We start from the raw sequence: 11,682 nt of genomic DNA on the forward strand, positions 1-11,682 counted from the left end.
CTAGCCGATCCAGCCGATGAAGGCGCCCTTCGAGGCGCGCGGTGCGGGCGCCTGGGCGGGCTCGCCGGCGACGACCGCGGACAGGGTGCGGGTCAGCCACGCGTTGACCGACAGGCCGTCGCGCGCGGCCGCCTCCTCGATGCGCTGCTTGAGCTGCTCCGGCGGGCGGAAGTTGATCCGGCCGACGGGGCCCTCCGGCGACAGCTCGGGCGCGCTCGCGGGCGCCGGTGCCGGCGCGGGCGCACCGTCCGGGGTGGTGACCACGAAGTACGGGTTGCGGTCGCGCACCCGCACCTCGACGGAGCCGGGGGCCAGGTCGCGCGTGATCTCGTCGGCCGCGTCCGACAGCACGTCGAACATGGCCAGCCGGGTCGCCGAGGCCACCGCGGCGGCGAGGCGCTCGGCCAGCGCGGCCTCCTCGGGACCCGCGGCCGCGAGCAGTTCGGCGCGCAGGCCGTCGACGTAGCGGGTCAGGTCCATGCCCGCCAGTATCGCGCAACTATGGCAAATTCCATGGCGCCACCGGCGCCATCGACCGGCCCGGGCACGGCAGGATGAGCAGTGGCACCCCAGGCCATCCACGGGAGACGCACATGATCCAGTTGCTGGCGCCCGACGGGACGCTGCGGTCGGACCCCGAAGCACCGCTCGACGTGACCCCCCAGCTGTGCCGTGACCTGCTGCGGGACATGGTGCTGGCGCGCCGGTTCGACGAGGAGGCGCACGCGCTGCAGCGCCAGGGCGAGCTCGGGCTGTGGCTCATGGCGCTCGGTCAGGAGGCGGCCCAGGTCGGCTCGGTGCGGGCCCTCGACCCGGCCGACTACGTGTTCCCCAGCTACCGCGAGCAGGCCGCCGCCCGCTGCCGCGGCATCACCCCGGCCGAACTCATGGCCCAGTGGCGCGGGGTGGCGCACTCGGGATGGGACCCGCGGCGGTACCGCTTCCACATCTACAGCCTCGTCCTGGGCACGCAGGCGCTGCACGCGACGGGGTACGCGCTCGGCGTACGGATGGACGGCTCCGACGAGGTGGTGCTCGCGTACTTCGGCGACGGCGCCAGCAGCCAGGGCGACGTGAACGAGGCGCTGAACTGGGCGGCGGTCGCGAACGCCCCGATCGTGTTCTTCTGCCAGAACAACCAGTGGGCGATCTCCACCGCGGTCGGCCGCCAGATGGGCGCCCCGCTGCACCGGCGGGCGGTCGGCTTCGGCCTCGATTCGTTCCACGTCGATGGCAACGACGTGCTCGCGGTGCACGCGGTCACGGCCCGGGCCGCCGAGTCGGTGCGCCGCGGCGGGCCGCCGGTGCTGATCGAGGCGATGACGTACCGCATGGCCGGCCACAGCACCTCCGACGACCCGCGCCGGTACCGCTCCGACGCCGAGGTGCAGCTGTGGCGCCAGCGGGACCCGATCGCCCGCCTCGAGCGGCTCGTGCGCGAGCGCGGCTGGGCCGGCGACGACTGGTTCGCGGCCCTGGCCGCGGAGTCCGACGCGCTCGCCGCCGAGACCCGCGAGGCCTGCCTGTCGATGCCGGAACCCCACGTCGGGGACATGTTCGCGCACGTGCTGCACGAGGAGACCGCGCTGGTGCGGGCCCAGCGCGAGTGGATGGACGCCTACCGGAAGACCTTGGCGCCATGATGGCTTGAAATGGCGCCATAAGTGGTGCCATAGTGATGCCATGACTGACTCGGGCATCACGGTCTCCGGGCTGCGCAAGTCCTACGGCGATCGGGTCGTCCTCGACGGCATCGACCTCACCGTCCCGGCCGGCGCCATCTTCGCGCTGCTCGGCCCCAACGGCGCCGGCAAGACCACGATGGTGCACATCCTGGCCACGCTGATCCCGCCGGACGGGGGTGGCGCCACCGTGGCCGGGCACGACCTGCTCACCGAGGCCGCGAAGGTGCGGGCCGCGATCGGCGTCACCGGCCAGTTCTCCGCCGTGGACAACCTGCTCACCGGCGAGGAGAACCTGCGGCTCATGGCCGACCTGCTGCACCTGCCGCGGCGGGCCGGCCGGCGGCGCGCGGCGGAGCTGCTGGAGCGCTTCGAGCTCACCGAGGCGGCGCGGCGCACCCCGCTGACCTGGTCCGGCGGCATGAAGCGCCGCCTCGACCTGGCCATGACGCTGGTCGGCGAGCCGCGCGTGATCTTCCTGGACGAGCCGACGACCGGCCTCGACCCGCGCAGCCGTCGCACCGTGTGGGAGCTGGTGCGCGGGCTCGCGGCGGGCGGGGTGACGATCTTCCTGACCACGCAGTACCTGGACGAGGCCGACCAGCTCGCCGGGCGCGTCGCCGTGCTCGACCGGGGCCGGATCGTCGCCGAGGGCCGCCCCGACGAGCTCAAGCGCCGCGTGCCCGGCGCGCACGTCCGGCTCGGCTTCACCGCCCGGGAGCCGCTCGCCGCCGCGGCCGCCCTGCTGCCCGCGGCGACCCCGGACGAGGGGGCGCTCGCGCTGCGGGTGCCGGGGGACGGTACCGCCGCGGACCTGCGCGCCCTGCTGGGCCGCCTCGAGTCCGGCGGGGTCGAGCCCGACACCCTGACCGTGCACACCCCCGACCTGGACGACGTGTTCCTCGCCCTGACCGGCCACGCCGCCGCCGCGAAGGAGCCGGTGCGATGCGCGACGCCCTGACCATGCTGCGGCGCGACCTGCTGCACAACCGCCGCAACCCGTCCACCCTGTTCGGCGCCCTGATCGCCCCGATCCTGATGCTGCTCATGTTCGTCTACATCTTCGGGGCCGCCACCGACCTCGGCGAGGACTACCTCGGCTACGTGGTGCCGGGCATCCTCGTGCTCTGCATCGGCTACAGCGTCGGGCAGACCGCGGTCGCCGTGGCCACGGACATGCACGAGGGCATCATCAACCGGTTCCGCACGATGGGCATCTCCCGCGCGGCCGTGCTGACCGGCCGCGTCCTCGGCACCGTGCTGCGCACGCTGCTGTGCGTGGCGATCATCCTCGGCCTGACCGTGCTGCTGGGCTACCGCCCGCACGCCGGGCCCACCGGCTGGCTGCTCGTGGCCGGGATCGTGGCCCTGGCCGCGTTCGCCGCGGCCTGGCTGACCACGGCGATGGGCCTGTCCGTGCGCACCGTGGTGGCCGCGAGCTACGCGGCCCTGCCGGTGACCCTGCTGCCGATCCTGAGCAGCGCGTTCTCGCCCACGGCGCGGATGTCGCCGGGCGTGCGGGCCTTCACGGAGCACCAGCCCTTCACGCCGATCATCGAGGCGCTGCGGGGGGCGCTGAACGGCACCCCGGCCGGCGCGTCCCTCTGGTGGGCGATCGGCTGGTCGGCGGCGATGGCCCTGGCCGGGTATCTGTGGGCCCGGGCGCGCTTCACGCGTCCACCCACCCCGCGCTGAGGCCGGTTGCGATTCGCGCCTAGTGGCCACACGGGCGGTCGTGTCGGCGAGTTCGATGACCGTCGTCGGCCGGGCGTGGGCATTGCGCGGCGCACCGCTCGGGGATCGTCCTCAAAGATCTGTCCGAGTGTGCGATGGTCCGCGGCGCCGAGATCGTCCTCGTACGCGAACTCAGTGCGGCCCTGGTGGTAACGCAGGAGTCCGACCCGCCGCCCATGCAGGCGTACCTCGGCCGTGGTTGCCACTCAGCCCGTCCTCATCAGGTCGGCGATCGACCGGCTGTCGCGCGCCCCCCACTCCGCCATGCGATCGACGTGCCGCTCGAACTCGGCGGTCAACCTGGCCGCACGGTGTGCGAGAAACGCGGCGCGGGTCGCTGGGGCCAGCAGGGTCTGAGTCTTCTCGTCGAGGAGGTGGCTCGCGGCCACTTCGGGCGACGCGTCGGCCAGGTCCCTCCACAGCTTCGAGGCTGGTCCGGGAGGCGCGATCACGCGGTTGGCCATCGTGCCGGCCAGGACGAGTTCGCTGTCGTTGAAGATCGGCCGAAGAGCGCCACCGTCGTCGAGGAGGTGGCCGAGGTCGACCGGCGCGCCGGTCCCAGGCTCGCGCGGCTCGGCGGACCAAAGGCAGAGAATGTTGATCTTCGCCATGGTCTGCCTCAGATGGACCTTGTCGAGCTCGACCGTCAGGCGGGGGCCGGTGGGCGCCGTTTCCAGCAGGGCGGCGGCGGCCGTCACCGGGTCCGGTCGCTCTGCGGCGCCGAGCTGCCCACGCAGCACGGCGACGCTCGGGCCACGGTCGCGGGCAGTGGCCACCGCACCGCGCCAGACCCACCGTCGCAGCAGTGTTGCCGCACGGCCTGCCGGAGCACCGTGCAATCGGACGAAGCGGACGAGCACCGGGATCACGCCGGTGTAGGCCAGCAGCTTCACGTGCGGAATGTCGGCCACGTCGCGCAGGAACGTGACCACATCCCGAAGGTTGGCCGACAGCGCCCCGAGCAGCTCGGTCTGGTCCTCGGCCGATGCGAGATCACCGGGGAAGTCGGTGCGATATACCTCGCCACCGCGGTAGGCGAGCGCGCAGCGCAGCACAAGCTGCTCATCGAGCGCACCGAAGCCGAGCTCGGCCGTGCCGCGGCCGACCGCCGCGAGGGTCGGCGCCGCGTCGCCCGTGACTCGGGCGTGCAAGGCATGGATGATGTCCACCCTCGTGGGCGGCTTTCCGGCCGTGTTGATCCGGGTGAACATCTCCACGACCGAGTTCTCGTCGCCGGTGGTCACTACGGACGCAGGGATCCTGTAGTCCTTGATCGCCGACGCCGCCCGGACGGCCAGCTCATGCTGCTCGTCCGAGAGCCAATCGCGAATCTGCAGCCACTTCGGCAGGGCCGAGGCATCGAGCAGGAAGCTGACCGGGATCCACGCACCCGGCGCCGGCCGCCGGGCGCTCGCGGTGCGGAACGTGCCGGATTCCAGGTCCAGATGGACCCGGAAGCGCAGGTCCGCGGCAGTGTGCGCCGAGGTGAGGGCACCTACGAGCGAGGTGACGCGCTGCTGACCGTCGACCACCCATTGGGCCGAGTCGAGCGCCGGAGCTTCGACGGTCAACGGCCCGACGTGCAGCGTCTGCGCGGGCGCGGGGCGCCGCCACAGGAGGAGATTGCCGATCGGGAAGCCACGGACGATGCTGTCGAAGAGTTTGGTGACGTCGCCGGCCTCCCACGTGAACCCCCGTTCGAGCGGGAGGATTCGCATTGCTCCGCGCTGGACCTGGTGGATGAGATCCACAGGGGTGCGCTGTTCAATGTGGGGTCGGGCAAGCGTTGCCATGTCACCTCCAGCCTCAGGCTCCCCAAGCGTAGTCGTGAGGTAGGGCGAATCACGTGACGATCGGGGCGCCCCGCGGGCAGGATGTGCGCATGGCCATCACGCTGCCGATCGACGACGCCGCGAACGAGTACCTCACCCGCAGCCCCCTGGCGCTGCTGGTCGGCATGACGCTCGACCAGCAGATCCCGCTCGAGAAGGCGTTCTCCTCGCCGTACGTGCTCGCCCAGCGCCTCGGGCACGAGCCCACCGCGCACGAGCTGGCCGAGTTCGACCCCGAGGCGCTGGTCGCGATCTTCGCCACGCCGCCGGCGCTGCACCGGTTCCCCAAGGCGATGGCCGCGCGGGTGCAGGAGGTGTGCCGCGCGCTCGCCGAGCGCTACGACGGCGACCCGGCCGGGTTGTGGGACGGCGTCGCGGACGGCGGCGAGCTGCTGCGCCGGGTGCAGGGGCTGCCGGGGTTCGGCAAGCAGAAGGCGCAGATCTTCGTGGCGCTGCTCGGCAAGCAGTACGGCGTGGAGCCCGAAGGCTGGCGCGCGGCCGCGGGCGGCTACGGCGAGGAGGGCTCGTACCGCTCCGTCGCCGACATCGTGGACGGGCCGTCGCTGGCGAAGGTGCGCGAGTACAAGAAGCAGGTCAAGGCCGAAGCCAAGGCGGCCAAGGGCAACTAGGCAGATGTAGCGCGCCAACGGATGCGGATGGGGTCGGCCGGCCGTAAGGTGCATCCGTGCTCAAGGGATTCCGGGACTTCATCTCTCGTGGCAACGTCATCGAGCTGGCCGTGGCCGTCGTCATCGGTGCCGCGTTCAACAACGTCGTCACCGCGTTCACGGACGGCTTCCTCAAACCGCTGATCAGCCTGACCGGCGGCATCGGCGTCGACGACAAGCAGGGCCTGCACATCGGCAAGCAGGTGCTCGCCTGGCCCACCTTCGTCAACGCGGTCATCACGTTCCTGCTGACCGCCGCCACCGTGTACTTCCTGGTCGTGCTGCCCATGAACAAGCTCGCCGAGCGGCGCAAGCGGGGCCTCGCGCCCGAGCCCGCGGCGCCCAGCGACGAGATCCGTCTCCTCACCGAGATCCGCGACCTGCTGGCCACCGGCACCACCGAGCGCGACCGGGCCGCGGTCGGCGGCGCGGTGAGCCCCGGCGCGCCGGTCAAGCCCACCGACATCTGATGCGACGTCTGCCACACGTGCGTGGCAGACTCGAACCAATGGCCCGCAGGGATCGTCCACAGCTGATCACCGACGCGGCGCGGAGCCCCGAGCAGGAGCTTCGCGCCCGTGAGGTCCGCTACGTGCTGATGATGCTCGTGCGTGCCGCATGCGTCGTGGTCGCCGCCATCCTGGTGGCGACCCGCCCGCCGCTGCTGTGGCTGTGGCTCTCGCTGTGTGTCGCCGGCGGGGTCTTCCTGCCGATGATCGCGGTCCTGCTCGCCAATGACGCTCCCGTGCGTCCCGAGAACCGCTTCCGCAACCGCTTCCAGCGGCGGCAGACCTCGCACCCCGACCCGGCGCACGCGCTGAGCGAACGCGAGCACAAGGTCATCGACGCCGACTCGGAACCGAACAGTCCCTAGGGCCTCGCGCCCAGCCGGGTGACCGCCCGGGCGCCCAGCTCGTTGCCCGCCTCGAGCGATGCGCGGGGACCCTGACCGGCCAGCCACGCGGTGAGGAAGCCCGCCGCGAACGCGTCGCCGGCCCCCGTCGGGTCCACGATGCCGTCGAGCCGCTTGCCGGGCGCCCGCACGGTGCCGTCCGCGTCCGCCCACGCCGCGCCGGCCGCACCCGACTTCACCACCACGCCGTCGGCGTGGGCGAGCAGCTGCGCGGGGTCGTCCGAGCCGAGGACCGCGGCCTCGTCGCGGTTGGCGAACAGCAGGCTCGGGCGCGGTACCGCGGCCAGGAAGCCGGCCCCGCCACGCTCCCGCAGCGGGGCCGCGGACGCCGCGTCGAGGCTCGTGGTCAGCCCCCGGCGGCGGGCCTCGGCCAGCGCGAACCGCCCGGCCGGCGCGCAGTCGGCGTCGAAGAGCACGTAGGCCGACAGGTGCAGGTGGCGCAGGCCCGGCAGCGCGAGCGCCCGCTCCACGTCGGCCCGCTCCAGCAGCCGGTTGGCGCCGCGGTCGGTGAACATCGTGCGCTCGGCGTCGGAGGTCAGCACGACCACGGTGCCCGTCGCCACCCCCGGCACCCGGCGCACGCTGGTGGTCACCCCGGCCTCGTCGAGCTCGGCGATGCGCGCGTCCCCGGGCTCGTCGAGCCCCGCGACCCCCGCGAACGCGACCGGGCAGCCGGCGGCGGCGAGCCAGACCGCGGTGTTCGCGGCCGACCCGCCGCCGGCGATGCGCACCGCGGCGATGGTGTCCGAGCCGATGGCGAGCGGCCCCTCGTGCACGGTGAGGATGTCGGTGACCACGTCACCGATGACGAGGACCGTCATCTAGATCGCGGCGGCGATGCGGGCCGCCAGCTCGGCGTTGCGCAGGATGATGCGCACGTTGACGTCGAGGCTCTTGCCCTCCGTCGCGGTGTGGAAGTGCGACAGGAGGTACGGCGTGACGTCCTTGCCCGTGACGCCCTCCCGCTCGAGCCCGGCCAGCCCCTCGGCCAGCACCCGGTCGTGCAGCGCGGGGTCCAGCTGCTCGTCGGCGGGCAGCGGGTTGGCCACGACCAGCGCCCCGCGGTGCACGTCGTGCCCGCGAGCGGCCCGGATGATCTCGGCGACGGCCCCGGCGTCGTCGGCCGACCAGTCGAGGTCGAACCCGGCGTCGGTGAGGTAGAACCCCGGGAAGCGGCGGGTCCCGTAGCCGACGACCCCGACGCCGAGCGTCTCGAGGCGCTCGAGCGTGGCGCCCACGTCGAGGATCGACTTCACGCCCGCGCAGACGATCGCGATCGGCAGCCGCGACAGGGCGGTCAGGTCCGCGGACTCGTCGAAGGTCGTGGCGGCGCCCCGGTGCACGCCCCCGAGCCCGCCGGTCGCGAACACGGAGATGCCGGCGCGTACGGCGATCGCCGAGGTGGCCGCGACGGTCGTGGCCCCGTCGGCCCGGGCGGCGGCGGCCGGGGCGAGGTCGCGCACGGACAGCTTGACCACGTCATCGCGCTCGGCCAGGTGCCGGATCTCGTCCTCGGACAGCCCGACGACGATCTCGCCCCCGATCATCCCGATCGTGGCCGGCACGGCCCCGGCCGCCCGGACGGTGGCCTCGATCTCCTTGGCGACGGTGAGGTTGGCCGGCCGCGGGAGCCCGTGCGAGATGATGGTGCTTTCGAGCGCGACGACGGGCGCACCGCTGCGGCGGGCGCCGTCGACCTCGCTGCCGAACCGAATGGCATGGTTGATCACCAGCTCACGATAGCCGCTGCGCTTCGCGGCATTTCCCGTGCTCGTTCGCCCCTTTTGTCCCTCGCGCGCGCCGCCGCCCACCCCGGCGCCGGGGGTGGGTTGTCCACAGGGCGACCGCGATGCGGGCTTATTCCGGGCGGGCCTGGCAGACTGGGGGTTGTGACGACCACTCCCGAGAACGGTGGCGGGACTCTCACCGACGAGCGCGTCGACGAGCAGACCAGCACCGATTACCGCTACGATGCCGGCGACCACGAGAAGTTCTCGCACTACGCGCCGAAGGACAAGATCATGCAGGCCATGATCGAGGGCACGCCGGTGCGGGCGCTCTGCGGGAAGCTCTGGGTGCCCTCGCGCGACCCGAGCCGGTTCCCGGTGTGCCCGGTGTGCAAGGACATCTACGAGAACGTCGTGCAGAACGACGACCCGAGTTCGTGACGTTCGGCTCGGTTCGGCGCATCGCCGGCCGATGCCCGCTAGGCTGTCAACGCCTTCGCGGTCCGCGCTGACGCGAGGGCGTTTTCATGCGCCTGGCTGGGTGCACCGGGTCGTCCCCCTCCCGCTGGGTGCATCGCCGCGCCGGTAGTTCATGGCCCGGCGCCGCCGCGGCGTGCGCAAGACGGGTGCAAGTCGCCCGGGGGAGTGTCCGGGACGTGAGGTCCGTATCGGGGAGGGGTGCCGCATGCCGCCGCGTCCGGTGGTGCAGCAGGGTCAGTCGCTTCGGGTGTGGCAGCGCAAGGCGCTCATGGAGTATCTGCGGGGCAAGCGCGAGGACTTTCTCGCGGTCGCCACGCCCGGGGCCGGGAAGACCACGTTCGCGCTGCGCGTGGCGCTGGAGCTGTTCGGCGACGGCACCATCGACAACCTGACCGTGGTCACGCCCACCGAGCACCTCAAGACGCAGTGGGCGCAGGCGGCCGCGCGGGTCGGGATCGACCTCGACGCCGGGTTCCGCAACTCCGACGTGCACACGTCGAGCGACTTCCACGGCACCGTGGTGACCTACGCGCAGGTGGGGATCGCTCCTGCCGTGCACAAGCGGCGCACCGTGACGCGAAAGACCCTCGTGGTGCTGGACGAGATCCACCACGCCGGGGACTCGAAGTCCTGGGGCGACGGGGTCAAGGCGGCGTTCGAGCCCGCGGTGCGGCGCCTGATGCTCACCGGCACGCCGTTTCGCTCCGACGAGAACCCGATCCCGTTCGTGGAGTACGAGCGCGGGCCCGACGGCATCCAGCGATCGCGCTCCGACACCGTGTACGGCTACTCCGACGCCCTCCGGGACGGCGTCGTGCGCCCCGTGATCTTCCTGGCGTACTCCGGGGAGACGCGCTGGCGCACCTCCGCCGGCGACGAGCTGTCCGCCCGGCTCGGCGAGCCGATGACGCAGGACCTCATCTCCCAGGCCTGGCGCACGGCCCTGGACCCCAAGGGCGACTGGATGCCGCAGGTCCTGCGGGCCGCCGACGCGCGCCTCGACCGGCTGCGCGCCGGGGGCATGCCGGACGCGGGCGGCCTCGTGATCGCCAGCGACCAGCAGAACGCGCGCGCGTACGCGAAGGCGCTCGGCGAGCTCACGGGCGAGAAGGCCGTCGTCGTGCTCTCCGACGACGTGGGGGCGTCGGGCCGCATCGCCGCGTTCTCCGCGTCGCAGGAGAAGTGGATGGTCGCGGTGCGCATGGTCTCCGAGGGGGTGGACATTCCGCGGCTCGCCGTGGGCGTGTACGCCACCAGCGCCTCCACCCCGCTGTTCTTCGCCCAGGCCATCGGCCGCTTCGTGCGCGCGCGCCGCACCGGCGAGACGGCGACCGTCTTCGTGCCGAGCGTCCCGCACCTGCTGGAGCTGGCCAGCGAGATGGAGGCCCAGCGCAACCACGTCCTCGGCGAGCCCAAGACCAAGGACGGCTACGACGACGACGAGATGGAGCGGGCCAACCGCGAGGAGAAGGCCAGCGGCGAGCTCGAGGGCACCTTCGAGGCTCTGGGCGCCACCGCGGAGCTGGACCAGATCATCTTCGACGGCGCGACCTTCGGCATGCCGGCGGCCACCGGGACCGCGGAGGAGGAGGAGTACCTCGGGCTGCCCGGGCTGCTCACCCCCGACCAGGTCACCGCGCTGCTGAACAAGCGCCAGGCGGAGCAGATGGCGGCCGAGAAGCGCCGCTCCGCCGCCGCTCCCGCTGCTCCCGCCGCTCCTGAGATCCCGGCTCAGCCGCGGACGGCCGGCGAGAAGCGGATCGTCCTGCGCCGCCAGCTCAACACCCTGGTCGCGGCCCACCACCACCGCACCGGCCTCCCGCACGGCAAGATCCACGCGGAGCTGCGCCGGCTGTGCGGGGGGCCGCCGAGCGCCCAGGCGACGATCGAGCAGCTCGAGGAGCGGATCGCTACCATCCAGACCCTCTGAGGCGCTCGGAGAGCCCCTGCCGCACCCGCCGGGCTCCCTTTGTCAGCCGCGGCCCTCAAGTCGCTCCAGCGCGGCTCTGACGCGGTTGTGAGGGTCGCGGCCCGGAGCTGGTTGCCGCTCATGCCGGCGTGCGGGTGGCTCGGCGGCCGCGTGGGTGGAGCCGCGTGGCGTGGCGGGCGTCGCAAAATCCGACCAAACGGATTTGTTGCCCGCCGGGGTATAAGTCGGATATGCCGGGAGACGCCAGCGCCCGGCATGTCGGGCCGTGCCGCGTCAGCGCCCGGCATGTCGTGCCGTGTCAGCGCCCGGCATGTCGTGCCGCCCGGCGGGCTGGGACGGCCCGCGGGATGTCGTCACGCGCCACCCCTGCCCGGACGGCGACCGGGCACAAAAAAGACCGCAGGGGACCCCGGAGGGTCGCCCTGCGGTCAGGCGTATTGGTCTCAGCCGGCCGAGAGTTCGGAGCCGCGCCACGAGAAGTCCGGGGCTACGGCGTACTCGACAGCGATCTTGACCAGCTGGTCGGCGTACTTGTTGGCGTGATGTCCACAGAAGATCAGGTCGCCGCCTTCGGCGAGCCGAACTCGAAGTTTCCCTGCCGCGTTGCAGCGGTCGCACCGTTCCTCGGCGGCGGGGGGCGCCGCCGTCTCCGGCGGCGGCGTGAGGGTCGGGGTCATCGCCTTCCTCCTCTGATCGTCACCGACGAACGCTTCCTT

General features: G+C 72.7%; 13 protein-coding genes. 8 read left to right on the top strand and 5 right to left on the bottom strand.

From position 1 onward, the window contains the following. Nucleotides 1-480, bottom strand: a complete 480-nt coding sequence (locus ACQP2P_RS07820) for a toxin-antitoxin system HicB family antitoxin (RefSeq protein ID WP_433614236.1) — start codon at nucleotides 478-480, stop codon at nucleotides 1-3. A 113-nt stretch (nucleotides 481-593) separates the two neighbouring features. Here ACQP2P_RS07820 and ACQP2P_RS07825 point away from each other — a divergent pair, with 113 nt between their 5' ends. From ACQP2P_RS07825 to ACQP2P_RS07835, 3 genes are read left to right on the top strand one after another with little or no spacing between them, the layout of a single operon-like run. Further along, a complete protein-coding gene (locus tag ACQP2P_RS07825) occupies nucleotides 594-1,643 on the top strand; it encodes a thiamine pyrophosphate-dependent dehydrogenase E1 component subunit alpha (RefSeq protein WP_433614238.1) in 1,050 nt (349 codons plus the stop codon). Between the two features lie 40 nt (nucleotides 1,644-1,683). Further along, on the top strand, nucleotides 1,684-2,643 hold the full coding sequence (locus ACQP2P_RS07830; protein ID WP_433614240.1) for an ATP-binding cassette domain-containing protein: 960 nt from the start codon (nucleotides 1,684-1,686) through the stop codon (nucleotides 2,641-2,643). Next, a complete protein-coding gene (locus tag ACQP2P_RS07835; protein ID WP_433614241.1) occupies nucleotides 2,628-3,377 on the top strand; it encodes an ABC transporter permease in 750 nt (249 codons plus the stop codon). Before ACQP2P_RS07830 ends, ACQP2P_RS07835 begins: the two co-directional genes overlap by 16 nt. 245 nt (nucleotides 3,378-3,622) lie before the next feature. Here the strand turns inward: ACQP2P_RS07835 and ACQP2P_RS07840 are convergent, their stop codons facing one another. Then, nucleotides 3,623-5,209, bottom strand: a complete 1,587-nt coding sequence (locus ACQP2P_RS07840) for a GmrSD restriction endonuclease domain-containing protein (RefSeq protein ID WP_433614242.1) — start codon at nucleotides 5,207-5,209, stop codon at nucleotides 3,623-3,625. Between the two features lie 89 nt (nucleotides 5,210-5,298). Here ACQP2P_RS07840 and ACQP2P_RS07845 point away from each other — a divergent pair, with 89 nt between their 5' ends. The 3 genes from ACQP2P_RS07845 to ACQP2P_RS07855 are packed head-to-tail and all read left to right on the top strand — an operon-like array spanning nucleotide 5,299 to nucleotide 6,790. After that, nucleotides 5,299-5,877, top strand: a complete 579-nt coding sequence (locus ACQP2P_RS07845; RefSeq protein ID WP_433614244.1) for an HhH-GPD-type base excision DNA repair protein — start codon at nucleotides 5,299-5,301, stop codon at nucleotides 5,875-5,877. Between the two features lie 56 nt (nucleotides 5,878-5,933). Beyond that, complete coding sequence (gene mscL, locus ACQP2P_RS07850; protein ID WP_433614246.1) at nucleotides 5,934-6,386, top strand: large conductance mechanosensitive channel protein MscL; 453 nt, start codon at nucleotides 5,934-5,936, stop codon at nucleotides 6,384-6,386. Between the two features lie 38 nt (nucleotides 6,387-6,424). Further along, entirely contained in the window at nucleotides 6,425-6,790 is a 366-nt protein-coding gene (locus ACQP2P_RS07855; RefSeq protein WP_433614247.1) for a DUF3099 domain-containing protein, read from the top strand. Here the strand turns inward: ACQP2P_RS07855 and ACQP2P_RS07860 are convergent. Both ACQP2P_RS07860 and ACQP2P_RS07865 read right to left on the bottom strand, forming a co-directional pair. Further along, nucleotides 6,787-7,650, bottom strand: a complete 864-nt coding sequence (locus tag ACQP2P_RS07860) for a carbohydrate kinase family protein (protein ID WP_433614249.1) — start codon at nucleotides 7,648-7,650, stop codon at nucleotides 6,787-6,789. The two genes, ACQP2P_RS07855 and ACQP2P_RS07860, sit on opposite strands and share 4 nt — an antisense overlap. Beyond that, nucleotides 7,651-8,559 (bottom strand): pseudouridine-5'-phosphate glycosidase, encoded by a 909-nt coding sequence (locus ACQP2P_RS07865; protein ID WP_433614251.1) that lies wholly within the window; start codon nucleotides 8,557-8,559, stop codon nucleotides 7,651-7,653. Nucleotides 8,560-8,718: 159 nt separating this feature from the next. On the opposite strand from ACQP2P_RS07865, the gene ACQP2P_RS07870 reads away from it, so the two are divergent. Beyond that, nucleotides 8,719-8,997: a DUF3039 domain-containing protein gene (locus ACQP2P_RS07870; protein WP_350622123.1), complete on the top strand. Its 279-nt coding sequence runs from the start codon at nucleotides 8,719-8,721 to the stop codon at nucleotides 8,995-8,997. A 244-nt stretch (nucleotides 8,998-9,241) separates the two neighbouring features. After that, on the top strand, nucleotides 9,242-10,966 hold the full coding sequence (locus ACQP2P_RS07875) for a DEAD/DEAH box helicase (RefSeq protein ID WP_433614253.1): 1,725 nt from the start codon (nucleotides 9,242-9,244) through the stop codon (nucleotides 10,964-10,966). A gap of 443 nt (nucleotides 10,967-11,409) precedes the next feature. On the opposite strand, the gene ACQP2P_RS07880 is transcribed toward ACQP2P_RS07875, so the two are convergent. Continuing rightward, the gene (locus ACQP2P_RS07880) at nucleotides 11,410-11,643 is read right to left on the bottom strand and encodes a DUF7455 domain-containing protein (RefSeq protein ID WP_350622164.1); all 234 of its coding nucleotides are present in this window, start codon (nucleotides 11,641-11,643) and stop codon (nucleotides 11,410-11,412) included. Nucleotides 11,644-11,682: the final 39 nt, after the last annotated feature.

Origin of the sequence: Dactylosporangium sp. CA-139114 (assembly GCF_050955725.1) — a bacterium.
Lineage (GTDB): Bacteria > Actinomycetota > Actinomycetes > Mycobacteriales > Micromonosporaceae > Dactylosporangium.